Source organism: Microvirga makkahensis (assembly GCF_009830105.1).
GTDB classification, from domain to species: Bacteria; Pseudomonadota; Alphaproteobacteria; order Rhizobiales; family Beijerinckiaceae; genus Microvirga; species Microvirga makkahensis.
Window position 1 is genome coordinate 21,694 of record NZ_WURB01000014.1, and the last position, 25,252, is coordinate 46,945.

Genomic DNA, 25,252 nt, shown 5'->3' on the forward strand with positions numbered 1-25,252 from the left:
TCCTGACAGGCGGAACGAATGCTTGTGAGCCTGGGGAGAGGACCTCGATTGCGCCACGCTCCAGGAGCGCGTTTGAGCCCGGCCCGACCTGACCCCGGTTGCGTGAAAGCACCTCGTTTTCTCGGTCTGCCGCATTCTTCGGCGAACCGGATCCACTTCGCCGCGGAATGCCGGGTTCGCACAAGCTCCCGCTCGACGTGCCGGCGCACGCCGGCAGTAACCGTTTCGATCTCGTCGGAACGTCAGGTGTCCCCGCGCGGCCGGAGCTCCTCCGCGTCGGCGCCGGCATCGATGCCCTCGAGCCGCTCCGCCCAGGCGCCCCGCGCGGTGCGGATCAGGATCGGGAGGCCGTGCCCGTCGATTGGCTTGCCGGACCGGTGGCCCGAATGATCAGTTCGGCCCTGCCACGACGCCCCAAGGCATGGCTCCGACCCTGACGCTCTTCACCACCCTCTCGGCCTCCACATCGATGATCGAAACATCGTTGGAAACGCCGTTCGTCGAGATCAGAAGCTTCTCGTCCGGAGTGAACGCGAGCTGCCAGACGCGCTGACCGACGAGCAGATATTTCTCAACCTCGAAGGTCTCGGCATTCACCACCGCCACACGGTTCGCCGGGCCCAAGGCCACGAAAGCCTTCTTGCCATCCTTGGTCAGCCGCACCCCGACCGGCTGGATCGCCTCCGGGACCATCCCGGGGATCTTGAACTCGATCTTTCTCGTGATCTGGCGACTGGCGGGATCGATCACGCTCACGGTTCCTCCGACCTCGGAGGAGACCCACAACACCTTCCCGTCGGCGGAGAATTCGGCAATCCGCGGGCGCGCATCGACAAGCACGTTTGCGACAATCTTATAGGTTGCCGTATCGATGAAGTGGGCCATGTTGGTCGTCTCGGACGTGTTGACCAGGATCGTGCCGTCCGGACTGATCCCCATGCCCTCCGGTTCGACGCCGACTGGCACCTCCGTCAGCACAAGGTTCTTCTCCACATCGAGCACCGTGACCATGTTGTCGTTCTCGTTGGCGATGTAGAGCGGATTGCCCTTCGGATGGAGGACGAAGAGTTCCGGGTCCGGACCGGACCGGAGACTGCGCACCACCATGCCGGTCGTCGTGTCCACCACGTCCACCCGGTTGTCGTCACTCGCACAGACATAGAGCCACTTCCCATCGGTGCTCAGAGTAATGCCCCGCGGACGGCGGCCGACCTTCCAGGTGGCGACCACGGTGAGCTTGTCGGAGTCGACCACAGAGATGGTGTTGTCCTTCTCGTTCGAGACATAGATCGGGTAAGCCCCCGCCTCGCCAGACACCGCCAGCCATACGGTCCCGGCAAGCGCAAGCGCCATCCTTCGGCCAACCCTGTTCCACGCCATGGTGATCCTCCCTTGGTTTTCATTGAAGCCTGCACGCAGTCTCGGGCTGATCGAAGCCGAGGGTGTCGAGCGGCGTGCGCTGGTGCAGGAAGCCCGCCTCCGGGGCAACCGACACCATGAAGCGAGGCTGCACGATGAGGAGGGGCTGACGCAGTTGCTGGTCCCAGGGCCGGAAACTCAGCGACACCCCCTTGTAGGCCGGAAGGGCGAATCCCGCTCCTGACATGAACTTCTTCATCTCGCCGGGATCGGTCGCCTTATTCCGGGTGACGGCCTCACCAACCGCCCGCACCGCCATCCAGACCTGGTAATCCAGCGGGCGCATCAGGCGATCAGCCGCGCGTTGGAAGCGGGACTGAGCCTGTGCGGCTCCCCATACCTCAAACGTTGGGTGCCACGTCGTGGCGATCAGGCCTTGGGTGCCTGCCACGGGCCGCGCATCCGCAGTTCTGAATGGGACGTAGTCGCCGAAATCCCCGGCCTCGTCGGCCACCACGGCGATGTCGTAATCGACACCCCGGGTGAAGACGAGCGCTTCGGCGGTGGTGGGGCTGTCGGCCTTGGCGCGAGCCAGCGGCCCGAACTCCCACGGCTTGTCCGCCGCGATCACGAGCCCGAACTTGCGGGCCGCCCGCCTCATGGCCTCGGCGTAGAGCTTGTCCCCCCGCTGCGGTCCGACAATCAGGAAGAGCCGTCGCCACTGCTTGAAGGCGAGGAACTGGGCGAGGGCATCGGTGAGCATCGCGTGGCTTGGGGCCATGTGGAAGACGTTGGAGCGGCAATCGGCGCCACGCAGCCGGTCGTCGGGCGCCCTGACGTTGAAGAGCACCACGTTCTCGCCCTTGAGCGCATCGGCGATGGAGAGAAGCTCGTCAGCCGGGAGATTGACCACCAGGAAGCCGGCTCCGCGCGCGACGAGGGATCGTGCGGCCGCAACCGCATCCTGTCCCTCCTCGAGGGTCTCCTCCTCAAGGGAGTATCGATGTCCCGTGAATTGTCCGGTCGTGTTGTTGTCCCGCACCGCCAGGCGTCCGCCTGCGAGCCCCACATCCTCGGGCACGGGATCGAACTCGAAGACCGTCGGCGGCGGCAGCTGGCGGGTGATCAGCCCGATGCGAATATCGACTGGTTGCGGTGCCTGTGCATGGACCGGCAGCATGAAGGAAAGGAGGGATGTCAACGCGCCCAACGTCAGCAGGAGAAGGCTCCTGTGAGCTCGCAAGAATAGCCCTGAGGGAAGTGGTATCATCGGGGGCGTCCCGTCCAAACTGGGCGCCGAAGGACAGAGCAGAGCCAAGCCAAGAACGCAGACCCCGCTGCACCATCATTTCGGCCAGTTCAAAAAACTATGGCACAAGGGCTACGCCGAACAATGGGAGCCCGTGTCAGGTTTTCGTGATCCGGAACGTGTCCCGCATGAGCGCACAGACGATTCTGGCTCACCAGAGGCCAGCCACGAGCCAGGGTTCCAGGGGCTTCAACCTTTCACGAGGAACTCTGCACGCTGCGATGCGCCCGTCGTCCCCGGGATACGCAGCTCGAAGCGGCCGGGTCTGATCGGCACGAACGAAATGGTCGCCTCGCCCTCGGCATCGAATTCCAGGCTGTCCAACCCCAATGGGCGCACCTCGATGTCGTTGATGACGACCTCGTTGATCCAGACATTGCGAAAGAATTCCGGCCCCGCGAGAGCGAGTTCCTGGCTTCCGTCTGAGCGGATGGTGAGCCGGTAATACTTGCCGGCCTCGATTTCGTAAGGGGCCTGGGCAAGCGGCTTTCCGGATGACAGCTCGATCGGGGGAAGCTCGGTGGCCCGTTGCAGCAGGCCTGATTGTGCGTCAGCCGTGGCCGGGAAGAGCCCGGCGAGCGCAAGCACCAGCATGATGGTGCGGATAGGGGCCAAGGCGATTCTCCCTCAAGTTCGGCCAAATCGCCGGGAGATTACCAGAGAACCTGCGAGGCCAATGTTGCGCTTAGGAGTTACGCCTGTTCCGCTATCGCACCTGGAGTATGAGGCCCGGAAGGTCCAGTTCCGGGCACTGTTCTGACCTAAGTCAGGCTTCTGCAGGAGTAGAGCGAGGCGCACCTTCCGCAATCCGCCCTGAAGCCGCTTGAGGGGTGACGTCAAGGATTGCCTGAGCAGCGGCCGGGGCGGCTACGTCCGGATTCACGAGAATTGGCAAGACCGTCCATCTCTGGCCGCATGAGCTGCCGGCGCCGCCCTCGGGAAGCTGACATCCGGCCCCGGCAGGAACGGTCTGCAGATCCTCCTGCCCCTGTGAGCTTCATCGTTAGGACCTTGGCTTCCCTGGAAGGGAATGGCCGATTGTGGCGCGTCCCGGACGTCGATCGAATGTCCGATCAGGAGAGCATTGGACGCTCCTGAGTGACGGAAGATCCTCAGACCGCGACCGGGAGCGGATCTCCGCCTCAGTGCCTCGTGTCCTGATCTGGGTGCGCTCAAGCAGCGCCAGCAGGCGACTTGGGCAACCGGTGACTACGCTGTGATCGGAACGACGCTCCAGATCGCCCGAGCATTGGCTCCAGGGCTCCAAGACCTGTTACGGCCCGACACATCGCGCCTTCGCGGCGCTAGACGCGGATCGTGGAGCAGCGCTGCGATCCGACATCATGGACCTGCTCCCGCGGCTCAATCGCGATGGAGCGACACGTCCATCGTGCCTGGCAATTACCTTGAGGTCGTGGTGACGAAGCGCTGAGCAGGCGATCTGCCAGGAGGTGATATGATCTCCATCAAAGGAACCTCACCTCCTGGCACTTCCCGGAAGCAGACTGACTGTCCGCCTTGGCGGAGAATCCCGGACGCATCTCACGGTCGCGGGATCTCACGAGTCGACCCTCAGCGGAAGTTCCGCGTTTCGAATCCGATGGCGGACGCCAGCCAGTCCTTTGGTACGTTGGGCATCGATCGTTCGGATAGTATCCTGCTGACCCATGCTCGGGGTCTTTGTGCGGGACCCTGTGCCCCCTCGAGTCCGCACTGATGAGGTTCGCCTTGTGATCCTATCGGGTCATAATTCGAACACATGCATCGGTGCTTGAGAATGTTTGGGAGAAGGGCATTGCCAGAGGTCGGATCAATGGCTTGGGAACAAGCACGCGGGGCCAGGCTCCGCCGCGATAAGAGGGGCGGGCACTGATGCTGTTCTCATGGATGCAGCTGGCCGTCGAGACGAACAGGCTGGCTCTGGAGTCTCAGATCGTCATCTGGACCAGGCTGAGCCAGATCGCTCGTGGTCGGGGCACCCCTGCCGAGTCCATGCTGATGGTGTCGGAGAAGGTGGCCGCTTTCGCCGAGGCGACGGCAACGGTGGCGGCCGGTGGGTCGGCCCACAACGTCGTCAAGGGCTACCGCAAGCGTGTGCGGGCGAATGTGAGGCGCCTGCGACGCTGAGGGCAACAGGCATCCTCGTCGATCTTCCTATCGTTGTCTCTCCGGTCGCAGGTGCGGCGGACCGCTGGCGATGATTCCGTTCGTGAGAGGATCGAAGCTCGTCAGGCGGCTGTAATCGAGCCCTGACTCGTTCCCACTGCCAACGATCGTTCCGATCGGATCGACACCGGTGATCTCGATCCGGGTATTGGCGGCGCCTTCGGACTGAACAAGGTCGAAGAGAAGCCGGGCATTCGCGGGAGCCAGCCGAATGCAGCCATGCGAGGCAGGTGAGCCCAGGCGCCTCGTGACGTTGCTGCCATGAATGGCATGTCCGGAATCGGTGAAGAAAATCGAATGGGGCATGGGCGCATCGTCCCATTCGCGGGAGTAATGCACCTTCGCCAATCGCGATGGCGTGAACGCTCCCGTGGGAGTGGAATATTGAGACATTCCCGTCGAGACAGGCCACGAATACCGCTGCACGCCATCGACGGAAACGGTCATACGCTGGGTTGTCTTGTTCACGAGGATCGACACCTCAGCACTCGTGGCCGGAGAGGAGAGGGCATGCGCTCCGAGAGAGAGGCAGACGAATGAGATCCATGCCCGCATCGTGGCTCTCCACTGGTTGGTCTTGCGCCTCGGCTGAATAAACCCACAGAGATGACGGCTGGAAAAGGCTAAGGTTCCAATCTCATCTTCATATCGCCAAGGAAGGCTGATGCGAGCAAGGCTGAGGCGCGTAAGCTGAGGATCGGCTTCTGTCCGTCGCATCCGGCGAAAGGCGGTGGCGCGACCGGCAGTCCTAAGAGGCTAGGGGTCCTGTACGGCGACAGCTCCACGAAGCCGTTTTCCATAGAGCGGATCTTCCTCATGGCTTCACCCAGCGCGAGGTTTCTGAGGATGAGGAAAATTCGTGACCAGGAGGCAGGGAGAGCCGGCCGATCATCGAACCTGCGCAGCTTGCTGAGCCATCGGTACGCGAAGGGAGAATGCTCGTAAAATGGCCTCGACGTTCCACGTCTGCAGACCGTGAAACACCCGCTCGCTGGTCTGACAGGATAAGACGGTTGGCTGGGTGGGCTGGATTCCAAGCAAGACTAACGGTGTCAGAGTTTAGCCCAAGTCTTGGCCATGACTTATCTTTCCTCTGGCAAAGGATTAAGCCTGCTTATACTCATCAATGTGTCGCAGGTGTTTTCCCGACCGCTCAGGCGTCTGAAGATGGCACTGAATCCCGGCCGGTTGATGCCACACTGCATATGAGGATTCGCAACGACAAGCCCTCGCGCCAAAAAGCCACCGCACAGCACCGCGTAGGTCGGACACGCCCCAGGCAATCGGTTCGAACTGGCAGTCGCGCGCTGCGAATGGTCCGCTTTTGGCCTGTTTGCTGAAGTCGCAGATACTTCCGAGAAGTGCCAGTTCCCGAGATCAGGTTTGGATTGGCCGAGGTCCGTTCCTGGGCGCGGACCGATACCTCTTGACCTTCCAACCATTGGAAGTCGCACGCTCCGCATCGTCAACATCAGATAGGAGTGACAAGACATGTGCGGATGCTCAACCCATCGATCCGGAAATGCCGGGCAGGCGACAACACCCCAGGACAGGAGCCTGACGCTTCGCGTCGGGGATATGACCTGCGGCCACTGCGCCGGCACGATCAAGAGGGCGGTCGAGGCAGCCCTGCCGGGCACCGAGGTCAATGCGGACCCCGCCTCGAAGCTGGTATCGGTCCGAGGCACCACGGACCTCTCGGCGGTCAAGGCTGTCGTCGCCGAAGCCGGATACACGCCTTCCGCGGCCGCCTGAACATTCGACCCACGCAAGGCGGTCCGGATGGTCGCACACCTCGTCGGGCCGCCTTGGCGAAGCAGGGCTTTCGCGACACACATTCGATTCTGACGGACTGGAGAGCTCCTTGCGGCTGATCGGCCTCACAATCGCTGCCTTGCTTGCGCTCGCCGCGGGAATCCTGGTGATCTCCGCGCCGCAGGCGGTTGCGTCGGACGGCCGGATCCTCCTGTCAACCGCGATCGACCAGCACACCGACGTCGACCACGTGTACGCGCAAGCCGATCACGAGCATGGGGTCCAATCCCCTGCCCATTCCACATGGTCGGCGGCATTGGTCTGGGGCGGCGAAACGGTAGGCTCCGACAGCCGATCTCCATCGACCGTGAACGTGTAGGAACGCCCGTCGGGGGTGAAGGTCAGGACGATCGTGTCGCCGTCTCGTTCGATCCGGAAGTCGTCCGTTCGCGGGAACTGGTTCTGCTCTGACATTGCATTCTCCGTTGTGCCGGAAGGCTACTGGGACGGGTTGGGTCTCGACCCACCGCCTTCCATCTCCAGAATCAGCATCCTCATCTCATCGATCTCCTTGCGTTGCGAGCTGATGATCTGGTCCGCGAGTGCCTTGACGCGAGGGTCCGTGATGTTCGCCCGCTCGCTGGTGAGGATCGCGATCGAGTGGTGCGGGATCATCGCCTTCATCCAGGCGACGTCCTCGACCGTGTCCTGGCTGCGGACCAAGTAAAGGGCGAGGGCGAACACCGCCACGCTGCCGACGAAGATGGCGAGGTTGGCCTTGGTGTTCGAGTACATGCCGAGCATGAAGGCCAGCATGATGATGGCCATGGTCGCTCCCATGACCAGGGCCATCCAGGCCCTCGTCTCGCTGAAGTAGGCGTGGTCCAGACTGTAGACGTTCAGGTACATCAGACCGAACATCACGATCGTGGACGTTGCGATCATGGCGCCGAAGCGCATGTATCTGGGCATCGTCCTGTCCTCCTCCCGTGTGAGGCCTGCGAGAGGCGTTTAGAAGGTAGGTCGTTCCCTGTTGACAAGGCAGGGAACGACCTACCGTTCGAGTGAACGGGTTCCGCTACTTCGTGGAGCCGGTCGTCTCGTTCTTGTTCTCGCTCTGGGCGTGCTTCTCGACCCATGCGATCAGTTCCTTCACGCCCTTCTCGTTTTCCATGATGGTCTTCTCGGCGAGCTGCTTCGACTCGGCATTGTCGGCGCCCTTCAGCCCGGCGCGGGCCATGGCGATGGCACCCTGGTGATGGGGGATCATGGCGCAGACCCACGCCACATCGGCGTCCTTCGCCATCATGCCCGTCATCATCGGGCTGTTCATCTTCATCATGGCCTCATGCAGGCCCTTCTGGGTGTCGTTCATCTGGCCCGTCATGGCCTGCATGCCGCTCTCCATGCCTCGGGACACGCTTGCCTGCATGTCCTGCATCTTCTTCATCGTGTCCTCCTGGACGCTGGCCCGAGCTGCGGTGCGACAGGCCTCCGGGAGTTGGATTTCCGTTTGCTGTGACGGGCCGGACGATGAACCTCCTTGGTTCTGCTGCGCGACGGCGTTAGAGGCGGTAAGGGATGCAACAGTGCTCAGGATGAGAAGGTAGCGGGTGTTCATGACGGTTTTCCTTTGAGTTTCGACAGGGGGCAGGCCGCCATCCGGCGGCAGGTTCCGGCACATCGGCGGCTTCGGTCGACGCATTCCTGGATGTCGCCGACTCGTTCGCAGGACCGGGCACATCCCTCGCAGAGCTCCGCGCACTCACGGCAGGTATGCTTGCGGTGAGGCGTTCCGATCAGCATGAAATGGGCCGAGATCCGGCAGATCTCGGTGCAGGCCATTATGATGCGCATGCGGCCGGGCTCCACGTGTTCGCCGCTTGCTCCAGGCAATGGTTCATCGCCATGCCGAGGCAGGTCTGGTAGCAGCGCAGGCATTCGTCGATGCAGGACTGCAGCTCCGGGGCCATCTGGTGCATGTCTTGATCTCCTGAAGTTCAGGCGCGGCGGTTCGGCCGGTACGGACCCGGCGTCTGGCGCGCCGCACGGCTGCCGTTCATGGCAAGGGGAAGCCCCGGTAGACGAGGGAACCGCTCAGTGCCGGATCAGGAACGTTTCGGTGGGCGGTCGATGCTCGGTGGCGCCTTCGGGGGCGGCATCACGTCGGGTAGAGTGGAAACGAGAGCGGGCTGCGATACGAAGTCGATATTGCCTGCATATGAGGGGATCAGAGCCAGTGCGCAGGCTGAATGGCAGCACGATTGCCCGAGCACACGTCCCTTGGATGGACCGCCGTGCCCGTGATCCGCATGTCCGAGTCCACCGTCGATCGTTGCTTCTGATATGTGGTGGAGGGCCTTTGGCGATACCGACGCCTGGACCGGTGTCACCGCGTGCAGCGGCGCCGTCAGGAGGCCGATGGCGGCCAGTGCGGCCAGCCAACGGCTGAGCAAGCGTCGGATGAAAGGGGTCACGGCGTCGTCCATCATGGCCGTGGGCGAAACGCCACCCCCCGGGATAGGTTCCTCGTTCTCAGCCGGACGGAAGCCGCGTCTTCGCGTTCCAGACTTTGGACCGTCTGCCGGACATCATGGCCGCAACATTGCTCGCAGGCCACAACGAACGAATGTTCGGAAGGCTTGCCCAGCGTAGCCTCGTCCGCTTGGCAGGGGAACACGGAGCAGCCCTCGGTCCCGCGGTCCCGAGGGCTGCTCTCCAGCAGACGAGCGGCGAAGGGCGTATGGCCGCCGTTGATGCCGTACGGGACTGATGTTTGCGCAAGTCGCGCGAGGAGCGGGCACGGGCTGGAAGCAGGTCGGAAAATCCTCCGTCGATCAGTGTTGACCGCTCGATGTCGCGCTCAGGAACGCAGAGCCTTGGCAACCCTCTCAGCAATTCTATCCGGGTGATTGGCCGGATTGTCCTGCAGTTCAATCTCCCTGGAATGCCCGCAGGCGTGCGGAAACGTATACGTCGGCATATGGTGTGCTCTTCAGTCTAGACGCCGAGATCCCTCTCGTAGCCCGCAACGGCTCCCGTGGGAACGTCGGCCTGGAGCCTGTGAGCCGGCTCCGGTTTCCTGCTCCGGGGTTCGGGTTGAGCAAACTTGCGGCTGAAATGCCCTGCGGCTGTCTGGACGTCCGTTGGGACCCTGGCAAGATTGGCAAAGCCGATGCAGAGGACTGCACCTACCAGCAGGACCGCCGAGGCGACCTCGTGAATGCTGCCCTTCGCTATGGCGAACGTGCCAAATGAGAGCAGAGTCAGGATGCTAGCTGCCAAGTACATCCCGCCTACAGGCATGGCGGCAGCAGCGATGAGCGGTATACCCGCCAGAACGGAAGCGGCTGAGAACTTTTCCATGGAATGCCCCAGAGGAGGACAACTTTCCTCGGATCCGGAGCTTCTGCAAGGTCTATGGCACTGGCGAGATCGGTTGGTGGTTCTAAGGGGAAGGGCGTATTACGCGTCTGTTGCGCGGAACTCCCGGCAATGGCCGGCAATCCCTTGTGTTTCCTTGGGAGCCCTTCGAAACGCCTTGCAGCACGTTCTGGAGACATCTCGGGCATGAAAAAACCCGCTAGTTCATTGAACTTGCGGGCTAATCAGAATGGCTGAGGGACCTGGATTCGAACCGAGACTAACGGAGTCAGTGTCCGTCCAGCGTCATTGAAATTACGAAAGTTTTTCTCCGACTGAGGAGAAAACCTGCTGTGTTGAATCAAAGGGTTACGGGAAAATTCCCGACTATTTCCGAGAGGCTTCGACGGCCCAAAAAGAAAACCGCCACCCTGGGGGGCGGAGCCCAGGGCAGCGGCGGTAATCTGATCAGGAAGGTCTCTAAAACTTCCAAGAATGAATTTAGGGCCAAAGCGCCTCAGCTGGCAAGTGTCCGCCTCAAGGGTCTCTTCAATGATGAGGGCCACCCCTTCGGATGGGAGGTGGCGTGATGCGCGATCATATCTCCCGGCCCACACCCGCAGAGGCCGCCCAGCGCTACTATCAAGAACATCTCATCATGATTTCCGAATTCGGCGACCTTGCAGCCCGCGCGGTTGCCATCGGCGACACCTTTGGCTCGAGCCGGTACCAGCGTCATGCAGATGAGCACATGAAGGCGGCTTGGAAAGCTCTGGTTCACTGGCGTGAGTGTCTTGAGCAGCAGCGCGGAGGGCGCTCATGCGCATGATGGTGGACCCGAACACAGCTTCCAACGCCACCCTGGATTGGCTCGCGCAGCGCAGCGGAAGGAAGAGCAAGGCTCTCCCCTTTATCGCCTTCGATGACATCCAAGTTGAAGTTGAGAAGCCCTGGCTCATGAAGAACGTTCTGGCTAGAGGCGATACCTCAAGCTGGATCGGTGGTCCTGGCAAGGAAAAATCGGCCATCGTCACGGACCTGTGCGTTCACCTTGGGACGGGCTGGGACTGGCGAGGCTACCGTTCAAAGGAGCGATGTGCTGTCGTCATTCTCGCCTTTGAGCGGGCGGATCTCATGCTCCGGCGCCTGGAGGCATACAAGCGCAAGCACAAGTTGGCTGAGCTGCCTGTTGTTGTCATCCGCGCTCCGGTGGACATCATGCGCCCCGAGAGCGTGGAGATCCTGACGGACACGATCCGAACTGTGGAGGAACGCTTCGGCCTACCCGTAGGCGTGCTGGTGCTCGATACCTACTCAAAGGCGCTAGCTCTAGGTGGCGGCGACGAGAACAGCGCCAAGGACGTAAACCGTTTCCTAGGGCATCTTCGCATCGTCGAAACCCAAACGAATGTGCACGTCTGCCTTATCGGTCACACAGGCAAGGACGAGACGCGAGGGCACCGCGGCTCCAATGCTCATCTCGGCGACGTGGATCTCGAGATCACCTTCCACGGCCATGCACCTGGCAATTCTCAAGAGCACCAATGGCGAGCGGCTGTTCCCGAACGTCAATGTCATGGGTGGCGACATCTGGGGCATCCCGGTTCTCGTGTCGGCCAATGCGGGCGAATAGATCACGCTCATCGATGCCGCGGAGCTGCTGCTTGCCGACGGTGACGTGGAGTTGAACTCTACCCGGGAAGCAGCCCTTCAAATGGATAGCGATCCCGTCGACGGCCCTGCCGAGTTAGTGAGTCTCTTCCGGAACAATCTTTTGGGCCTCAAGGCCGTGCGCACGATCCGCTGGAAGATGCAAAACCCCGGTGCCGTCGCCTACGTCTCCGGCGTGACCCACTGAGGGCCGCGCCATGAATGACGAGGCCTGGAATGAGAAGCTCCTGAAAGCTGCCGATGAGGCGCTTGAGGGGGGGGCGGCAAGGGGATGGGCGCGACCTTCGGCAAGATGCTCGCCGCATGCGTCAAGACTGTTGGGGACGAGATGCGGGAGAAGCACCGCAAGACAGACGAGCGCGTCACCGCGATCGAGGAACACCTCACAGCCATACGCGAGGGCCGGGAATGACTACGCTCAGGATCGAAACCGTGGCCGACCTTGCGGCCTGGTTCGACGAGGTCGCAGAGGGAAACCTTCGGGACACGGCGCGGCTCCTGTCCAGAAAGGGTGCGACTGACGAGGAGATCAAGGCGGAGCTCGGCCACCAGCGGAAGTCTTTGGCCGCGTCCAGAGCTCGGTTCATGGCAGAGGCAAAGGGCTTCATCCAACGTGATGGGGAAAGCCTTCAATGAGACTGCTGTGCCCCCCTTCGCAGCATGCGGTCGGTTCCTGACGCCGGGACCGACCGCCCCCGGGGGGAGATCACAAGCTCGCACCGATCGAAAGCAGGACCGGCGGGCGTCCTTTTACGCGCGACGCCGCGAATTTCAGAATTTGTTTTGGACCAACCCATGAACGACCCTGTAACTCGCCAGTGTGGTGCAAAAACCCGCTCAGGAGAGCCATGCAGGCGTTCTCCGGCTCCCCGCAAGGCCAGGTGCCGTCTCCATGGTGGTGCGCCTGGTAGCGGGACGCCGGCTGGCGAGCGCAATGGCGCTTGGAAGGGCGGCCGGTACAGCCGGACGATCACGCCCGCACAGAGGCACCAGGCCTGGAAGGATCACTGGGTCGCCAAGAGGGCGCAGAGCACCGCCCTGCCGGATATGCCCGACATCGGTGAGGATTTGCCGACGCTCGGGCAGCAGTCGTGAACACCTGGTCCGAGCAATAGCGCGTTCCATAAGGGCGCTTATCGGAATTTGCTCATCTGGGGACAATGCCGAGGCTCAACCTTGAACATGGAACCTGCTTTACCTGCATCAGCCTTCTTTACGGATTAGCAAGACTGTTCCAGCCGGATCTGATGTCCAATGGCCAGTTACGCCGTCCAAAGGTTCTAATTCATCACGTTTTGGACTGCCGAGCTTGGTGAGTGCTCCGGTTGGATCGTCAGTGAACAATTCCAGCCAGACATCGACCTGGCTTTGATGATCAACGCGGTCCAGCCATAACGTCATTTCCCCGAACCGGAAGGATACACTCTTGTCGAAGGTGCGGATGACCTCCAGACCAACCTTATCACGATAGAATGCAAGGGTTTCGTCCCAGCGGTGCAAGGGGACCTTGATCGCAATGTTCCGTCCTGGCCTCAGCATACAGCGTTTCTCCTCGCCCAAACTTCAGATGACTGAACAGATATAAGGTCTGCCAGGCACTACTTGCATTCCATAAACGGCCTTACCCGACGTTTGTAACGGCTGGAGCTAGATGAAGCCGGGATCACTTCGCAAGGCTGTCCGGCCCTAGCACTCGTATATAACTTCGAACAAACCTGCCATGGTGCCGTAGCTCATCGTTTTGACATAGCGGCACCCATGCTTCCGCTGTGCCACATAGGCTTCTGCGGCAGCCGAGACGGTTCTTTCACTGATGTCCACGATCGCGAAAACATCTGGCGGGATGAGGAATGAGCTGAAATCGGGTCTACCCCTAACAAGATAACGATTGTCGCCATGGGCGAACTTCTCGAAGGAGAGTGGGTCGTATCGCACCGCTGTCGCGGAGCAGCCAACGAGTGCCAGAGCAAGGACAATAAGGAGCTAAGCCTGAGCATTCCTAAGCGTATAATCCTAACCGATTAGGAGTCAATTCGCTGAACATGTTGGCCGGGATCAGCACGCAGGACTGCCCGGCCATTTCGTGTGCGCTAGACCGTAAAATGCTTAATGAAGCAGATGTTGGTCGGCTTGGTCAGACGCTCGAAGCCATATCGAAGAGCAACTGACTGGAGGATCTCGTTATGAACCTGTTCCAAGAATATGCCTTTGAACCCGCGCTGGGGTAGCTCGCGCTCGAGAAAGGCCATGAGGGACCGAAAGGCGCCTTTGCCAAACATCGTCCCCTTTGGCTCCTGCGAATCTGGGTTCCTTCTGAAGCCGCCGTATTTCGCTTCAAACGGGAGGTCGTCGATGACAGTACCTCTTAGACCGACCTTAATGAGCGGGAAGTAGTCCTCATAGTCAAATGCAGTGCGTACATAGATTGACATGTACAATTCTGCCCGATCGTAACCCTCGACATCGAACAGCACGTACACACCCGGCACAAACTTCGCTCCCGGCTTCAGATAATCGAGGAACTCTGGAAGCGGCATCAGTTTAAGATGTTCCGGGAGATCATCATAATCCTCACCAGGAGGACACAGCTCCCTATTGTACTGCCTATATTTCGGCAGGCCGTAGTCCTCGTCTGCAGCGGTTAGCAGTTCAGTCATGACGCCTGCTCCATCAGGTCTGTGGCGCCCCCCTGATGGAGTGTTGAGCGTGATGGTTAACAATATCTTGACATTTGCAAGCTTCCCGCAGCGGCTTGATTGCTTCGTCAATTCCGGCGATCGGGAAATCCATCTCGATGGCAGACTCGTTGTAGGGCACCGCGCGGACGTAGAGCGACTTCCCGCCGAACAGATCCTTGACATAGGGAACGGCCGTCCGGTTGCCCCAAAGTCCGAGAGCCGAGTGATCGTTAGATTCGATCATCGAGATGGTCTTGGGAGTGTTTGTGCCCACTCGAGCGCTGACCTTCCCGGCACCCTGGAGGCTCGACATGAAGTGGTCGCCGAACACGAAGTATATGTTTGTTGCCCGCTCTCGGCAGGTGATGAACAAGGCCCCGTACTTGTCCTGTCCATACCTCCCGCGGATGGGCCCCACCAATAGAACTGAGAGAAACACCTCGCGTGAGTCGTCAAGCCGGGACTTCTCCTCCCTAACCTGCCACTTGCTAGCCCCAGTCACATTGGCCAGGCTCATTCAAAAGGGCATCGAAGCCGAAACGCTTGCAGGTTAGCTATGAGCCGCCGCAAGCCACTCATCACACAAGCTGACGTTTCCAGGGCCGTTAAGGGGGCTCAAAGTGCAGGCCTGAAGGTCCAGCGTGTCGAGGTCGATCCCGCTACAGGCAGGATCGTCGTCGTGTCTGGAGATGACCTGCCGGTGAAGCCGCTAGACGAGTTCGAAGCATGGAAGGCGAAGGGCAATGCGCATTCGGCTTAAGGGCATCAACTCCAAGCGCAAGAAGCTCGCGGACGGCACGTTCACGACCTAGCACTATGCGTGGAAGGGCGGGCCGCGCCTCCAAGGTGAGCCTGGCTCTCCGGAGTTCATTGCCTCGTATCATGCAGCTGTAAGCGCCAAGAAGGCACCGCCCCAAGGGGTGATGCTCTCGATCCTCCAAGGCTTCCAAGCAAGTGACGATTTCCTCTCCAAGTCTGAGCGCTACCGCGCGGACATGGTGAAGCACATCAAGAAGATCGAAGCCAAGTTCGGCGACTTCCCGCTAAGGGCTCTCGCAGACCGCCGCGTCCGCGGGGAGTTCATGGCGTAGCGCGACAAGCTCGCGCTCAGGTCGCGTCGGCAGGCAGATTACACATGGACGATCCTCGCCCGGATTCTGTCATGCGCTTTCAACAGAGGGCTTGTCGCTGCGAACCCATGCGAAAGGGGCGGGCGGCTCTATCGGGGCTCTAGGGCTGAGAAAATCTGGACTGACGATGACGAGGCTACCTTCATCGAGAAGGCACCCAAGCACCTGCACCTGCCGTTACTCGTCGCTCTCTGGACAGGACAGCGGCAGGGGGATCTGCTGCGGCTGCTGGGGCCAGCATACGACGGGACGCACATTCGGCCGAAACAGAGCAAGGGCGGGCGGCGCGTCAAGATCCCTGCAGGTGCGCCGCTCAAGGCTGCGCTTGACGCAGCTCCCCGTCAGAGCCCTCTCATTCTCGTAAATTCGGACGGGCGGCCTTGGGCAGCCGACGGATTCCGATCTTCGTGGCGAAAAGCCTGCGCAACGGCCGGCATCACAGGACTCACGTTCCATGATCTGAGAGGGTCGGCTGTAACCCGCCCAGCCTTGGCCGGATGCGAGGTGCCCGAGATCGTTGCCATCACCGGGCATTCGCTCAGGGACGCCGGTGCGATCCTCGATACTCACTATCTCAACCGCGACTCGGCACTTGCTGAAAGCGCCATCCGGAAGCTCGAAACCAGAACGAAAGTTCCCGACCGAGCCTAAATGTTCTAACCGTAAAGAGGGAAAAACCGAGTAATTTCAAGTGGCTGGGGGACCTGGATTCGAACCAAGACTAACGGAGTCAGAGTCCGCTGTTCTACCATTAAACTATCCCCCACCGTAAGTACTTGAACCGCTTGGAGTTCCGGAGGTTGTAAGGACCAGGCCGGAGCGGCGAACTCAGTGAGTGCCGGTCAGATAGGCTGCTTTTGCGGGTGCGTCAACCCCATTCCGCGGCTTTCCGTCATCGGACTGATCGAGGCTTCGATCTGGGCGGCTGCAGGGGGGCTCAGTCGTCAAGCGAACTGCCTTCCGGCGTCTCGTCGAGGCCGATGCCGGACCGGTATTCAGCCTCGTCCTGCGCCATGGCCGCATCCGCCGCGATTCGCTCATAGCGGTCGAGCGCCCCCTGCAGGATGTAGGCGGCGGCCATCTTGTCCACGGCATCGGCACGCTTGGCGCGGGAGGTGTCCGCGTCGAGGAGCGTGCGGGTGACGACCATGGTGGACATGCGCTCGTCCCAGAGCAGGACGGGCAAGGGAAGGAGCGGCTTGAGGTTGCGTAGGAAGGCGCGGGTCGCCTGCGAGCGGGGGCCTTCCGAGCCGTCCATGTTGAGGGGCAGACCGAACACGAGCCCGCCGACGTCGTAGCGCTCCCCCAGCGCCTTGATCCGCTGCGCGTCGGGGGTGAACTTCACCCGCTTGATTGTTTCCAGCGGCGTCGCGATCCGCTTCTCCACATCGGAGAGGGCAAGGCCGATGGTCTTGGTGCCGAGATCGACGCCCATAAGGCGCGCGCGCGGGCTCAAGCTATCGATAAAGGCGATCAGCTCGTCATCCTTCGAGATCATGGGCGCCTCCTCATGCCACTGTCGCACGACAGCCAGTATAGAGGAAATGGGCTTGCGTCGAGATCAGGCGATGCTGGTGGATGCGGCTGAGGGGCGGCTCGTGGGAAAGCCTGCGGGCTTGAGCAGAGGCAGGGCCTCTCCCGTCTCCCGGAACAGGTGGCAGAACCCGCCGTCGAGGGACAGGCCGACCTCCTGCCCCACCTCGTGGCGCGCATCCCCCGGCTCGCGGACCGTCAGGTGGCGCTCGCGCCCGACATTCACGTAGAGCAGGTGGTTCTCGCCCAACTCCTCCACCAGCTCGATCCGGCCGGTGAGGGTGCCTTGGCCGGAGAGCCGCACGTGATCGGGGCGGATCCCGAGGGTCACCGCCGCGCCCGCGCGCACCCCTTCCGAGGAGACCGGGACGGTGACCGTGCCGCCATCCGGAAGCCGCGCCTCGATGCCGTCCTGTCCGGCCTCTGCGACCGTGCAGGGGATGAAGTTCATCTGCGGTGAGCCGATGAAACCCGCGACGAAGAGATTGGCCGGGCGGTGATAGAGATCGAGGGGCGTGCCCACCTGCTCGATGCGGCCCGCATTGAGCACCACGATCCGGTCCGCGAGCGTCATCGCCTCCACCTGATCGTGCGTGACGTAGATCATGGTCGCGCGGGTGTCCGTGTGGAGCTTGGCGATCTCGATGCGGGTCTGGACGCGAAGCGCCGCGTCGAGGTTCGACAACGGCTCGTCGAAGAGAAAAACCTTCGGGTCGCGCACGATGGCGCGGCCGATGGCGACGCGCTGGCGCTGTCCTCCGGAGAGCTGCCGGGGCTTGCGGTCGAGCAGGGTCTCGATCTGCAGCATGCGCGCGGCGGCGCGCACCTTGGCGTCGATCTCGGCTTTCGATGATTTCGCCATCTCCAGCCCGAAGGCCATGTTATCGTAGACGTTCATGTGCGGATAGAGCGCGTAGGACTGGAACACCATGGCGATGCCGCGCTTGGCGGGAGCGAGATCGTTCACCCGTTCCCCGCCGATGAAGAGGTCGCCGGAGGTGATGTCCTCAAGGCCGGCGATCAGGCGCAGGAGGGTGGATTTTCCGCAGCCCGAGGGGCCCACGAAGACGATGAACTCGCCGTCCCCGATGGCGAGGTCGACCCCGTGGATCACATGGGCCCTGCCGAAGGATTTCCGGACGTTCTTGAGGACGACATCAGCCATTGCGCATGTCCCTTGAAGGCTATCCCTTGACCGCGCCCGCGGTGAGGCCCGCCACGATCTTGCGCTGGAAGACGAGCACCAGGGCGATGATGGGCAGCGTCACGATGACGGAGGCCGCCATGATCGTACCCCAGGGCAGTTCGTAAGCCGTCGAGCCGCTCATGAGCGCGATGGCGGGCGGCACGGTGCGCCGCTCGTTGGTCAGGGTAAAGGTGAGAGCGAAGAGGAACTCGTTCCACGCCACGATGAAGGCGAGAAGGCCGGTGGTCACTGCCGCGGGCATCATGAGGGGCAGAAAGATCCGGCGCACCACGATCCAGGGCGTGGCTCCGTCGACGAAGGCCGCTTCCTCGATCTCCTTGGGCAATTCGCGCATGAAGGTGGTGAGCACCCAGACCGTGAAGGGCAGGGTGAGCATGAGATTCGCAAGGATCAGGCCGGGCAGGGTGTTGTAGAGCCCGAAAGAGCGGATCAGCTCGAACATGCCCGACAGCACCGCCACTTGCGGAAACATGGAGACCGCCAGGATGGTCATGAGCAGCAGAGAGCGGCCGCGGAAGCGGATGCGCCCGAAGGCGTAGGCCGCCGTGATCCCGAGCGCCAGCGACAGGGCCACGACGGAAGCCGCCACGATGACGGAGTTGACGATGTTCGTGCCGAAGGGCTGGCGCTCGAACACGGCGACGTAGTTGGAAAAGTCCAGCCGCTCCGGGAGGTAGGCCACCGAGAACAGATCGGCTCCGGAGCGGAGGGACGAGATCACCGCGTAGTAGAACGGAAAGATCGAGAACAGGCCGATGGCCGCCACCAGAAGCCAGAAACCGATGCGGGTAAGAACTTTCATCGGACCTCTCCGCTCAGGCGAACCTGCCCCGCAACCATGGTGATGACGACGAGAAGGGCGATGATGAGAAAGATGAGCGTCGAGGCCGCGGAGCCCAGGCCCACCTCCTGGAAATCCACGAGCTGCTGGCGCGCGAAGACCGACATCGACATGGTGTCGCGAGAATTGGCGGTGAGCACATAGATCAGGTCGAAGACTCGCAGCGCGTCGAGGGCGCGGAAGATCACCGCGACGAGGAGAGCGGGCTTGATGAGCGGCAGTGTGACCCGGAAGAACACCTTGACGGGATGGACGCCGTCGACCTTGGCGGCCTCGTAGATGTCGCCAGGCAGCATCTGGAGAGCGGCAAGGATGAGGAGAGCCATGAAGGGCGTGGTCTTCCACACGTCCACCATCACCACGGTCCACAGGGCGGTGTCGGGACTGGCCGTCCAGGTGATCGGCGCCGCGATCAGGCCGAGACGCAGGAGCATGTCGTTGATCACGCCGAACTGGTCGTGCAGCATCCAGTTCCACATGCGGGCGGAGACGACGGTGGGGATCGCCCAGGGGATGAGGATCACCGCGCGCATGATCCCGCGCCCGGGAAAGGACGCGTTGAGGATCAGGGCCACGATGGTGCCGAGCACCGTCTCGATGGAGACGGAGATCGCCGTGAACCAGACCGTGTTCCACACCGAATGCCACCAGTCGGGATCGGTGAGCAGGCCAAACCACTCGCCGTCGTAATTGGCGACGTAGTTCTCGAAGCCGATGAACTGGTAATCGGCGAGGCTGTTGAGGCTTGCGTCGGTGAAGCTGAACCAGATGGTCCGCGCGAGGGGCCATCCGGCGATGAGAATGAGCACGATCAGGGTCGGCGCGATGAAGATCCACGCGGCACGGACGCGCGAGCGGGTGAGGGAGGAACGGCCTCCCCGCATCGTTTCCCGTGCGGGGGCGGATGCCTGGAGAGCGGCGCCGGACATGCCTATTGCCAGCCGTTGCGCTTGATCCGTTTCAGGTCGCGGTCGAGACGGTTCAGCGCCTCCTCGGGCAGCGCGCGCTTCGAGAGCACCTGATGGACCGTGTTGAAGAACTCGGTCGAGACCCTGTTGTAGTTCTGGCCGGTGACGGTCGCGGGGCGGGCGACCGCGTTCGAGAAGACGTCCGCGAGGTCGCCGATGAAGGGGTTGACCTTGGCGATGTCGGCGTCGCCGTAGAGCGCCACGATGGTGGGATTGAACGAGCCCTCGATCGCGCGACGCTTCTGCTCCTCCTCGCCCGTGAGGTACATGACGAGGTCGATGGCGGCGTCGGCGTTCTTCGAATATTTCGACACGGCGAGCAGCTGGCCGCCCAGGGTGCCCGCGTGGCGCCCGTCCGCGCCTCCTTTCGGCAGGGGCGCGATGCCGACCTTGCCCTTGATCGTGCTGTCGGCCCCCTGAGCCAGCGCCCAGGCATAGGGCCAGTTGCGCATGAAGGCCGCATTGCCCGCCTGGAAGACGCCGCGCGCTTCCTCCTCCGTGTAGTTCAGCACGCCTTCGGGGGTGATGGTGCCGACCCAGCCCGCCGCCGTCTTGAGGGCCTCTGCGGCTTTCGGGTTCTCGATGGTGATCTCGCCCTTCTCGTCGATGATGGTGCCGCCGCCATAGGAGGCGATCCATTCGAGGGCATTGGTCGTCAGGCCCTCATAGGCGCGGCCCTGCCAGACATAGCCCCAGAAATCGCCCTTGCCGTCCTTGCGCTCGCCTTCCTGGATGATTCGCGCGGTCTCCGTCAGGTCGCCCCAGGTCTGCGGCACCGGGCGCTTGTACTTGTCGAGCAGGTCCTGGCGATAATAGAGCAGGCCCGCATCGGCGAACCAGGGCATGGCCAGGAGCTTGCCGTTCACCTGGCTCGTTTCCGCCATGGCGGGCAGGTGACTGCCGATCCCGCCCCCGGCCTTTGCGGTCAGGTCCTGGAGATGATCGGCGAGGATGCCGGTCCACACCACGTCGATCTGGAACACGTCGATGTCGCCTGCGCCGGCGGCGAGCAGCTGCTGGTAGAGGGCCAGGCGCTCGGTGGCGGAATTGGGCGTGGAGACGATCTTGACCGTGTTGCCTGTTTTCTGCGCCCAGGCATCGACGCCCTGCTTGCAGATCTCATATTCCTTGCCGAGCGCGCTGCACGAGATGGAAATCTCGACGGCGAAGGCGCTCGCCGTGGTGAAAAGACCGGTCGCAAGGGCTAAACCAGTAATCAGGCGTGACATGGCTATCCTCCAGCGTGCTTCGTGTTTATTGCTTAGGTTGATAAGCCTAGGGACGTCGTTTTGTTCCTCTGGAACATGGCCGACCGGCGGCCTTGCCCCATCTTCATGCTCGCTTCAGAAGGTGCCCACATGAAAATCACTTGGTTCGGACATTCCGCCTTCCGGCTCGACTTCGCCGACAAGGCCGTGCTCATCGACCCGTTCTTCACCGGCAATCCGGCCTTCGAGGGTGACCGGGCGAAGATCACCGAGGGCGTGAGCCACATTCTCCTCACCCACGGCCACGGCGACCACGTGGGCGACACGGTGGAGATCGCAAAGGCGACGGGTGCGAAGGTCGTCACCAATTTCGAGCTCTGCATGTATCTCGCGAAGCAGGGCGTCGAGAACATCGATCCCATGAACACGGGCGGCACGACGGATCAGGACGGCTTCACCGTCACCCTGGTGCGGGCGGACCATTCTTCCGGCCTCGTGGAAATGGGCGTGAACTTCCCTCTCGGCCCCGCCCACGGGATCGTCGTGAAGGCTCCGGGGGAGCCGACCGTCTACCACATGGGCGACACGGACATCTTCGGCGACATGGCCCTGATCGCCGAGATCCACCAGCCGGAGATCGCCATCGTGCCCATCGGTGACCGCTTCACCATGGGCCCGGAGGTCGCGGCGCTCGCCGTCCAGCGCTATTTCGGCAATCTGAAGGCGGTGATCCCCTGCCACTACGCTTCCTTCCCGCCGCTCGTTCCCAACGCGGACCGCTTCGTGGCGGCCATGGAAGGCAAGGGCGTCCAGGTCGTGGTGCCCCACAAGACGGTTGCGGTGAGGATTTAAGGCGGCCTTATCACCCGCCTTGTGCCGGTGATCTCGTTTGCATGAAACGCCGCGCTCTTCGGATCGGGATGGCCGGGACAAAGGCGGGAAAACCCTCCCTCACATCCGACATTGCCCCCCAAGGCGGGCGGGTGCTATAGCCCGCCCATCGGAATTCCAAGGGGTATGACCATTCATGTCGGTCGATGAGAAAACGGTCCGCCGCATCGCCCATCTGGCGCGCATTGCCGTGACGGATGAGGAGGTGCCTCACCTCCAGGGCGAGCTCAACGCGATTCTCTCCTTCGTCGAGCAGCTGAACGAAGTGAACGTGGACGGCGTGGAGCCCATGACCTCCGTGACGCCCATGGTGATGAAGAAGCGCCAGGACGGCGTGACCGATGGCGGTTACCCGGACAAGATCGTCCGGAACGCCCCTGCCACGGAGGACAGCTTCTTCCTGGTCCCCAAGGTGGTCGAGTAAGAGCCCGTCATCCCGGCCGGAGCGACAGCGGAGAGCCGGGATCGCGCAAACAGTTATTTCTTCCAGACGATCCCGGCCTGCCGTCGTGTCGCGCCCGGGATGACAGGATGATCCCGTGACCGAACTGACCCATCTCACGATTGCCGAGGCCCGAGACGGCCTGAAGGCCAAGACCTTCTCTGCCACCGAACTCGCGCAGGCCCATATCGACGCCATTCAGAAGGCCAAGGCGCTCAATGCCTTTGTGCTCGAGACGCCAGAGAAGGCGCTCGCCATGGCGAAAGCCTCGGACGAGAAGATCGCCAGGGGCGAGGCCCGCCCGATGGAAGGCATCCCGCTCGGCATCAAGGACCTGTTCTGCACGGAAGGGGTGGTGTCCACCGCCGCCTCGAAGATCCTCGGCAACTTCACCCCGCCCTACGAATCCACCGTGACCAGCAATCTCTGGAACGACGGGGCGGTCATGCTCGGCAAGCTCAACATGGACGAGTTCGCCATGGGCTCCTCCAACGAGACCAGCGCCTTCGGTCCGGTCGTGTCGCCCTGGCGGCGCGAGGGTTCGAATGTGAGCGCGGGCGCGTCCGGCCAGATCGAGGGCACGCACCTCGTGCCCGGCGGCTCGTCGGGCGGTTCGGCCGCCGCCGTCGCGGCCCATCTCTGCCTCGGCGCGACCGCCACGGATACGGGCGGCTCGATCCGTCAGCCCGCCGCCTTCACCGGCACCGTGGGCATCAAGCCGACCTACGGTCGCGTCTCGCGCTGGGGCACGGTGGCCTTCGCCTCGTCCCTCGACCAGGCGGGGCCCATCACCCGCACGGTGCGCGACGCCGCCATCATGCTGCGCTCCATGGCCAGCCCCGACGCCAAGGACACCACCTGCGTGGACCTGCCCGTGCCCGATTACGAGGCCGCCGTCACGCGCGGCGTGAAGGGCCTCAGGATCGGCATTCCCAAGGAATACCGGGTCGACGGCATGTCGCCGGAGATCGAGGGGCTCTGGCATCAGGGCGCGGAGTGGCTGCGCGCAGCCGGCGCCGAGATCGTCGAGGTTTCGCTCCCGCACACCCGGTATGCGCTGCCCGCCTATTACATCGTCGCTCCGGCGGAAGCGTCCTCCAATCTCGCTCGCTATGACGGCGTGCGCTACGGCCTGCGCGAGAACGGCAAGGACATCGTCGATATGTACGAGAGGACCCGCGCCGCCGGTTTCGGCCGCGAGGTCAAGCGCCGCATCATGATCGGCACCTATGTGCTCTCGGCCGGCTATTACGACGCCTATTACGTGCGTGCCCAGAAGATCCGCACGCTCATCAAGCGCGACTTCGAGGAGGTGTATGCTCAGGGCGTCCACGCGATCCTGACACCCGCGACTCCGTCCGCGGCCTTCGGCATCGGCGAGAAGGGCTCCGGAGACCCGGTGGAGATGTACCTCAACGACATCTTCACGGTGACCGTGAACATGGCGGGTCTGCCCGGCCTCGCGGTTCCGGCCGGTCTCGATTCGCAGGGCCTGCCGCTCGGCCTCCAGCTCATCGGCCGTGCCTTCGACGAGGAGACCCTCTTCGCCGCCGGTCAGGCGATCGAGGACGCCGCCGGCCGCATCGCACTGCCGCAGCCCTGGTGGGCATGAGCGACGTGGGCCCAACCGTACCCGTCGTCCATCTCTGGGACTGGCTGCCTGCGGCCTTCGACCCGGTGCTGGTGATCGTTGCCGTGCTGCTCGGCTGGAAGGCCGACCAGTTCGGCAAGGTCGTGATCGCCGCCATCGCGGCCCTCGGCCTGTCGATCCTCGTATCCTATGCGATCGGCCTCATCGGCCTGCCCTGGGTCGCGCCCGTGCGGGCCGACGCGCTGACCCTGTTCCCGGTTCGCTCCGCCGCCGCTCTGGTCTGGGCGGGCGGGGCTTATGCCGCACGCCGCCTGGTGAAACGCTGAGCGGAATCGAACGGGATCACTCGATCTCGATTCCGAACGTCGATCGCAGCCCCCCACGCCCTTTCGTCGTGATCGCGAGGGCGCGGCTGTCCCTGACCCGCTCGACCCAACCCAGATCGAACATCTTCGTGCAGAGCGCGGCTCCCAGACGGCCCGCGAGGTGGGGGCGGCGCTCGCTCCAGTCGAGGCAGGTCCGGCAGAGGGTTCGCTTGCTCCTGTGCCCTTCCTCCAGCTCGATCCCGAAGGCGCAGAGAAACCGCTGCCCCTTCTCCGTCAGGGCGCCGGCGCCGTCGGAGAGGACGAGATAATCCTGCAAGGTGAGGGCATCCGCGAGCGCGATGCCGAGCCGTCCGGCCAGATGGTCGTAGCAGGTCCGGGCCCTGCGCAGGGCCTCGTCCTTGGGGCCGACGGGGCGGTGGCGTTTCGGGCCGGAGGAGGCGACGGCCATCAGCGTCTCGATGGCCTGGGCCACCTCGGAAGAGGCCAGCCGGTAATACCTGTGCCGGCCCTGCTTGGTCATGGCGATCAGGCGGGCCTCGCTGAGCCTGGCGAGGTGGCCGCTCGTGGTCTGCGCGCTCACGCCGCCGTGCCAGGCGAGCTCGCTCGCCGTCAACGCCCGCCCGTCCATGAGGGCCGAGAGGATGTTGGCGCGCGCCACGTCCCCCATGAGGGCCGCGATTTCCGCAAGGGCCATGCCTGAGACGAAGGGTGCCATGGGCCGATCATAGACAAGGATGGAGAGCCGGTCAGCCCATAACGCTTCGGCTGCGGCCGAAGCGTTATGGCGCGACGGAGGAGGGGCTGCGTGCCACGT

The 25,252-nt window shown here is 62.7% G+C and carries 33 protein-coding genes, 1 tRNA gene and 1 pseudogene; 15 read left to right on the forward strand and 20 right to left on the reverse strand.

From position 1 onward, the window contains the following. Positions 1–390: 390 nt before the first annotated feature. From GR328_RS17415 to GR328_RS17425, 3 genes are all read right to left on the reverse strand, one after another. Positions 391–1,380, reverse strand: a complete 990-nt coding sequence (locus tag GR328_RS17415; protein ID WP_160885971.1) for a YVTN family beta-propeller repeat protein — start codon at positions 1,378–1,380, stop codon at positions 391–393. Between the two features lie 19 nt (positions 1,381–1,399). Next, positions 1,400–2,539, reverse strand: coding sequence for an ABC transporter substrate-binding protein (locus GR328_RS17420; protein WP_246215944.1), 1,140 nt, complete (start codon positions 2,537–2,539; stop codon positions 1,400–1,402). 318 nt (positions 2,540–2,857) lie between these two features. Continuing rightward, positions 2,858–3,283, reverse strand: coding sequence for a cupredoxin domain-containing protein (locus GR328_RS17425; protein ID WP_246215941.1), 426 nt, complete (start codon positions 3,281–3,283; stop codon positions 2,858–2,860). Positions 3,284–4,540: 1,257 nt separating this feature from the next. Between GR328_RS17425 and GR328_RS17430 the strand changes: the two genes are divergently transcribed. After that, a complete protein-coding gene (locus tag GR328_RS17430; RefSeq protein WP_160885975.1) occupies positions 4,541–4,795 on the forward strand; it encodes a hypothetical protein in 255 nt (84 codons plus the stop codon). A 27-nt stretch (positions 4,796–4,822) separates the two neighbouring features. On the opposite strand, the gene GR328_RS17435 is transcribed toward GR328_RS17430, so the two are convergent. Beyond that, positions 4,823–5,389, reverse strand: coding sequence for a L,D-transpeptidase (locus tag GR328_RS17435; protein WP_160885977.1), 567 nt, complete (start codon positions 5,387–5,389; stop codon positions 4,823–4,825). 936 nt (positions 5,390–6,325) lie between these two features. Between GR328_RS17435 and GR328_RS17440 the strand changes: the two genes are divergently transcribed. Continuing rightward, the gene (locus tag GR328_RS17440; protein WP_160885979.1) at positions 6,326–6,589 is read left to right on the forward strand and encodes a heavy-metal-associated domain-containing protein; all 264 of its coding nucleotides are present in this window, start codon (positions 6,326–6,328) and stop codon (positions 6,587–6,589) included. 267 nt (positions 6,590–6,856) lie between these two features. Here the strand turns inward: GR328_RS17440 and GR328_RS17445 are convergent, their stop codons facing one another. The 6 genes and pseudogenes from GR328_RS17445 to GR328_RS17470 all read right to left on the reverse strand — a co-directional run bounded on the left by GR328_RS17445 (position 6,857) and on the right by GR328_RS17470 (position 9,955). Continuing rightward, a complete protein-coding gene (locus GR328_RS17445) occupies positions 6,857–7,063 on the reverse strand; it encodes a hypothetical protein (RefSeq protein ID WP_160885981.1) in 207 nt (68 codons plus the stop codon). Positions 7,064–7,087: 24 nt separating this feature from the next. Further along, positions 7,088–7,561 (reverse strand): DUF305 domain-containing protein, encoded by a 474-nt coding sequence (locus tag GR328_RS17450; RefSeq protein WP_160885983.1) that lies wholly within the window; start codon positions 7,559–7,561, stop codon positions 7,088–7,090. 106 nt (positions 7,562–7,667) lie between these two features. Next, positions 7,668–8,210, reverse strand: a complete 543-nt coding sequence (locus tag GR328_RS17455) for a DUF305 domain-containing protein (protein WP_160885985.1) — start codon at positions 8,208–8,210, stop codon at positions 7,668–7,670. Then, positions 8,207–8,571 (reverse strand): annotated as a pseudogene (locus tag GR328_RS17460) (four-helix bundle copper-binding protein). The gene GR328_RS17455 and the pseudogene GR328_RS17460 overlap by 4 nt, the downstream one beginning before the upstream one ends. Positions 8,572–8,697: 126 nt before the next feature. Further along, entirely contained in the window at positions 8,698–9,066 is a 369-nt protein-coding gene (locus GR328_RS17465) for a hypothetical protein (protein WP_160885987.1), read from the reverse strand. A 523-nt stretch (positions 9,067–9,589) separates the two neighbouring features. Continuing rightward, a complete protein-coding gene (locus GR328_RS17470) occupies positions 9,590–9,955 on the reverse strand; it encodes a hypothetical protein (protein WP_160885989.1) in 366 nt (121 codons plus the stop codon). A 586-nt stretch (positions 9,956–10,541) separates the two neighbouring features. Between GR328_RS17470 and GR328_RS17475 the strand changes: the two genes are divergently transcribed. The 6 genes from GR328_RS17475 (at position 10,542) to GR328_RS28055 (ending at position 12,718) form a co-directional block, all read left to right on the forward strand. After that, on the forward strand, positions 10,542–10,781 hold the full coding sequence (locus GR328_RS17475; protein WP_160885991.1) for a hypothetical protein: 240 nt from the start codon (positions 10,542–10,544) through the stop codon (positions 10,779–10,781). Continuing rightward, positions 10,772–11,629, forward strand: coding sequence for an AAA family ATPase (locus GR328_RS17480; protein ID WP_160885993.1), 858 nt, complete (start codon positions 10,772–10,774; stop codon positions 11,627–11,629). The genes GR328_RS17475 and GR328_RS17480 overlap by 10 nt, the downstream gene beginning before the upstream one ends. A gap of 37 nt (positions 11,630–11,666) precedes the next feature. Further along, entirely contained in the window at positions 11,667–11,810 is a 144-nt protein-coding gene (locus GR328_RS17485) for a hypothetical protein (protein WP_160885995.1), read from the forward strand. An 84-nt stretch (positions 11,811–11,894) separates the two neighbouring features. Further along, positions 11,895–12,035: a hypothetical protein gene (locus GR328_RS17490; protein WP_160885997.1), complete on the forward strand. Its 141-nt coding sequence runs from the start codon at positions 11,895–11,897 to the stop codon at positions 12,033–12,035. Next, on the forward strand, positions 12,032–12,259 hold the full coding sequence (locus tag GR328_RS17495) for a hypothetical protein (RefSeq protein ID WP_160885999.1): 228 nt from the start codon (positions 12,032–12,034) through the stop codon (positions 12,257–12,259). The genes GR328_RS17490 and GR328_RS17495 overlap by 4 nt, the downstream gene beginning before the upstream one ends. Before the next feature lie 159 nt (positions 12,260–12,418). Further along, complete coding sequence (locus GR328_RS28055; protein ID WP_281352000.1) at positions 12,419–12,718, forward strand: HGGxSTG domain-containing protein; 300 nt, start codon at positions 12,419–12,421, stop codon at positions 12,716–12,718. Positions 12,719–12,826: 108 nt separating this feature from the next. On the opposite strand, the gene GR328_RS17500 is transcribed toward GR328_RS28055, so the two are convergent. From GR328_RS17500 to GR328_RS17510, 3 genes are all read right to left on the reverse strand, one after another. After that, positions 12,827–13,162 carry a hypothetical protein gene (locus GR328_RS17500; RefSeq protein WP_160886001.1) on the reverse strand — a complete coding sequence of 112 codons (336 nt, stop codon included), beginning with the start codon at positions 13,160–13,162 and terminating at the stop codon, positions 12,827–12,829. A 551-nt stretch (positions 13,163–13,713) separates the two neighbouring features. Further along, positions 13,714–14,280 (reverse strand): hypothetical protein, encoded by a 567-nt coding sequence (locus tag GR328_RS17505; protein ID WP_160886003.1) that lies wholly within the window; start codon positions 14,278–14,280, stop codon positions 13,714–13,716. 13 nt (positions 14,281–14,293) lie between these two features. After that, positions 14,294–14,818 carry a type VI secretion system-associated protein TagO gene (locus GR328_RS17510; protein WP_160886005.1) on the reverse strand — a complete coding sequence of 175 codons (525 nt, stop codon included), beginning with the start codon at positions 14,816–14,818 and terminating at the stop codon, positions 14,294–14,296. 39 nt (positions 14,819–14,857) lie between these two features. Here GR328_RS17510 and GR328_RS17515 point away from each other — a divergent pair, with 39 nt between their 5' ends. From GR328_RS17515 to GR328_RS27480, 3 genes are all read left to right on the forward strand, one after another. After that, the gene (locus tag GR328_RS17515) at positions 14,858–15,061 is read left to right on the forward strand and encodes a hypothetical protein (protein ID WP_160886007.1); all 204 of its coding nucleotides are present in this window, start codon (positions 14,858–14,860) and stop codon (positions 15,059–15,061) included. Positions 15,062–15,224: 163 nt separating this feature from the next. Continuing rightward, positions 15,225–15,392 (forward strand): hypothetical protein, encoded by a 168-nt coding sequence (locus GR328_RS27475; protein ID WP_246215942.1) that lies wholly within the window; start codon positions 15,225–15,227, stop codon positions 15,390–15,392. A gap of 183 nt (positions 15,393–15,575) precedes the next feature. Further along, a complete protein-coding gene (locus tag GR328_RS27480; protein WP_343039417.1) occupies positions 15,576–16,082 on the forward strand; it encodes a tyrosine-type recombinase/integrase in 507 nt (168 codons plus the stop codon). 41 nt (positions 16,083–16,123) lie between these two features. Here the strand turns inward: GR328_RS27480 and GR328_RS17525 are convergent. The 6 genes from GR328_RS17525 to GR328_RS17550 all read right to left on the reverse strand — a co-directional run bounded on the left by GR328_RS17525 (position 16,124) and on the right by GR328_RS17550 (position 21,209). Beyond that, a tRNA-Gln gene (locus GR328_RS17525) sits at positions 16,124–16,197 on the reverse strand. A 171-nt stretch (positions 16,198–16,368) separates the two neighbouring features. Next, on the reverse strand, positions 16,369–16,929 hold the full coding sequence (ruvX, locus tag GR328_RS17530; protein ID WP_160886009.1) for a Holliday junction resolvase RuvX: 561 nt from the start codon (positions 16,927–16,929) through the stop codon (positions 16,369–16,371). 63 nt (positions 16,930–16,992) lie between these two features. Beyond that, complete coding sequence (locus GR328_RS17535; RefSeq protein ID WP_160886011.1) at positions 16,993–18,129, reverse strand: ABC transporter ATP-binding protein; 1,137 nt, start codon at positions 18,127–18,129, stop codon at positions 16,993–16,995. 19 nt (positions 18,130–18,148) lie between these two features. Continuing rightward, positions 18,149–18,973: a carbohydrate ABC transporter permease gene (locus tag GR328_RS17540; protein WP_160886013.1), complete on the reverse strand. Its 825-nt coding sequence runs from the start codon at positions 18,971–18,973 to the stop codon at positions 18,149–18,151. Next, positions 18,970–19,941: a carbohydrate ABC transporter permease gene (locus GR328_RS17545; protein WP_205790100.1), complete on the reverse strand. Its 972-nt coding sequence runs from the start codon at positions 19,939–19,941 to the stop codon at positions 18,970–18,972. Before GR328_RS17545 ends, GR328_RS17540 begins: the two co-directional genes overlap by 4 nt. Positions 19,942–19,943: 2 nt before the next feature. Further along, positions 19,944–21,209, reverse strand: coding sequence for an ABC transporter substrate-binding protein (locus GR328_RS17550; protein ID WP_160886015.1), 1,266 nt, complete (start codon positions 21,207–21,209; stop codon positions 19,944–19,946). A 129-nt stretch (positions 21,210–21,338) separates the two neighbouring features. On the opposite strand from GR328_RS17550, the gene GR328_RS17555 reads away from it, so the two are divergent. The 4 genes from GR328_RS17555 (at position 21,339) to GR328_RS17570 (ending at position 24,438) form a co-directional block, all read left to right on the forward strand. Beyond that, positions 21,339–22,040 (forward strand): metal-dependent hydrolase, encoded by a 702-nt coding sequence (locus GR328_RS17555; RefSeq protein ID WP_160886017.1) that lies wholly within the window; start codon positions 21,339–21,341, stop codon positions 22,038–22,040. Between the two features lie 175 nt (positions 22,041–22,215). Next, positions 22,216–22,503: an Asp-tRNA(Asn)/Glu-tRNA(Gln) amidotransferase subunit GatC gene (gatC, locus tag GR328_RS17560; RefSeq protein ID WP_160886019.1), complete on the forward strand. Its 288-nt coding sequence runs from the start codon at positions 22,216–22,218 to the stop codon at positions 22,501–22,503. Between the two features lie 115 nt (positions 22,504–22,618). After that, complete coding sequence (gene gatA, locus GR328_RS17565) at positions 22,619–24,133, forward strand: Asp-tRNA(Asn)/Glu-tRNA(Gln) amidotransferase subunit GatA (RefSeq protein ID WP_160886021.1); 1,515 nt, start codon at positions 22,619–22,621, stop codon at positions 24,131–24,133. Then, positions 24,130–24,438 carry a hypothetical protein gene (locus tag GR328_RS17570; protein WP_160886023.1) on the forward strand — a complete coding sequence of 103 codons (309 nt, stop codon included), beginning with the start codon at positions 24,130–24,132 and terminating at the stop codon, positions 24,436–24,438. Before gatA ends, GR328_RS17570 begins: the two co-directional genes overlap by 4 nt. A 16-nt stretch (positions 24,439–24,454) precedes the next feature. Here the strand turns inward: GR328_RS17570 and GR328_RS17575 are convergent, their stop codons facing one another. Beyond that, positions 24,455–25,153, reverse strand: coding sequence for an ArsR/SmtB family transcription factor (locus GR328_RS17575; RefSeq protein ID WP_160886025.1), 699 nt, complete (start codon positions 25,151–25,153; stop codon positions 24,455–24,457). Positions 25,154–25,252 lie beyond the last annotated feature (99 nt).

Bases quoted from the DNA above. Each gene is read 5' to 3' on its own strand.
- GR328_RS17415 (WP_160885971.1), bottom strand. From the start codon at position 1,380: ATGGCGTGGAACAGGGTTGGCCGAAGGATGGCGCTTGCGCTTGCCGGG.
- GR328_RS17420 (WP_246215944.1), bottom strand. From the start codon at position 2,539: ATGCTGCCGGTCCATGCACAGGCACCGCAACCAGTCGATATTCGCATC.
- GR328_RS17430 (WP_160885975.1), top strand. From the start codon at position 4,541: ATGCTGTTCTCATGGATGCAGCTGGCCGTCGAGACGAACAGGCTGGCT.
- GR328_RS17435 (WP_160885977.1), bottom strand. From the start codon at position 5,389: ATGCGGGCATGGATCTCATTCGTCTGCCTCTCTCTCGGAGCGCATGCC.
- GR328_RS17440 (WP_160885979.1), top strand. From the start codon at position 6,326: ATGTGCGGATGCTCAACCCATCGATCCGGAAATGCCGGGCAGGCGACA.
- GR328_RS17445 (WP_160885981.1), bottom strand. From the start codon at position 7,063: ATGTCAGAGCAGAACCAGTTCCCGCGAACGGACGACTTCCGGATCGAA.
- GR328_RS17450 (WP_160885983.1), bottom strand. From the start codon at position 7,561: ATGCCCAGATACATGCGCTTCGGCGCCATGATCGCAACGTCCACGATC.
- GR328_RS17455 (WP_160885985.1), bottom strand. From the start codon at position 8,210: ATGAACACCCGCTACCTTCTCATCCTGAGCACTGTTGCATCCCTTACC.
- GR328_RS17470 (WP_160885989.1), bottom strand. From the start codon at position 9,955: ATGGAAAAGTTCTCAGCCGCTTCCGTTCTGGCGGGTATACCGCTCATC.
- GR328_RS17475 (WP_160885991.1), top strand. From the start codon at position 10,542: ATGCGCGATCATATCTCCCGGCCCACACCCGCAGAGGCCGCCCAGCGC.
- GR328_RS17480 (WP_160885993.1), top strand. From the start codon at position 10,772: ATGCGCATGATGGTGGACCCGAACACAGCTTCCAACGCCACCCTGGAT.
- GR328_RS17485 (WP_160885995.1), top strand. From the start codon at position 11,667: ATGGATAGCGATCCCGTCGACGGCCCTGCCGAGTTAGTGAGTCTCTTC.
- GR328_RS17490 (WP_160885997.1), top strand. From the start codon at position 11,895: ATGGGCGCGACCTTCGGCAAGATGCTCGCCGCATGCGTCAAGACTGTT.
- GR328_RS17495 (WP_160885999.1), top strand. From the start codon at position 12,032: ATGACTACGCTCAGGATCGAAACCGTGGCCGACCTTGCGGCCTGGTTC.
- GR328_RS28055 (WP_281352000.1), top strand. From the start codon at position 12,419: ATGAACGACCCTGTAACTCGCCAGTGTGGTGCAAAAACCCGCTCAGGA.
- GR328_RS17500 (WP_160886001.1), bottom strand. From the start codon at position 13,162: ATGCTGAGGCCAGGACGGAACATTGCGATCAAGGTCCCCTTGCACCGC.
- GR328_RS17505 (WP_160886003.1), bottom strand. From the start codon at position 14,280: ATGACTGAACTGCTAACCGCTGCAGACGAGGACTACGGCCTGCCGAAA.
- GR328_RS17510 (WP_160886005.1), bottom strand. From the start codon at position 14,818: ATGAGCCTGGCCAATGTGACTGGGGCTAGCAAGTGGCAGGTTAGGGAG.
- GR328_RS17515 (WP_160886007.1), top strand. From the start codon at position 14,858: ATGAGCCGCCGCAAGCCACTCATCACACAAGCTGACGTTTCCAGGGCC.
- GR328_RS27475 (WP_246215942.1), top strand. From the start codon at position 15,225: ATGCTCTCGATCCTCCAAGGCTTCCAAGCAAGTGACGATTTCCTCTCC.
- ruvX (WP_160886009.1), bottom strand. From the start codon at position 16,929: ATGATCTCGAAGGATGACGAGCTGATCGCCTTTATCGATAGCTTGAGC.
- GR328_RS17535 (WP_160886011.1), bottom strand. From the start codon at position 18,129: ATGGCTGATGTCGTCCTCAAGAACGTCCGGAAATCCTTCGGCAGGGCC.
- GR328_RS17540 (WP_160886013.1), bottom strand. From the start codon at position 18,973: ATGAAAGTTCTTACCCGCATCGGTTTCTGGCTTCTGGTGGCGGCCATC.
- GR328_RS17545 (WP_205790100.1), bottom strand. From the start codon at position 19,941: ATGTCCGGCGCCGCTCTCCAGGCATCCGCCCCCGCACGGGAAACGATG.
- GR328_RS17550 (WP_160886015.1), bottom strand. From the start codon at position 21,209: ATGTCACGCCTGATTACTGGTTTAGCCCTTGCGACCGGTCTTTTCACC.
- GR328_RS17555 (WP_160886017.1), top strand. From the start codon at position 21,339: ATGAAAATCACTTGGTTCGGACATTCCGCCTTCCGGCTCGACTTCGCC.
- gatC (WP_160886019.1), top strand. From the start codon at position 22,216: ATGTCGGTCGATGAGAAAACGGTCCGCCGCATCGCCCATCTGGCGCGC.
- GR328_RS17570 (WP_160886023.1), top strand. From the start codon at position 24,130: ATGAGCGACGTGGGCCCAACCGTACCCGTCGTCCATCTCTGGGACTGG.
- GR328_RS17575 (WP_160886025.1), bottom strand. From the start codon at position 25,153: ATGGCACCCTTCGTCTCAGGCATGGCCCTTGCGGAAATCGCGGCCCTC.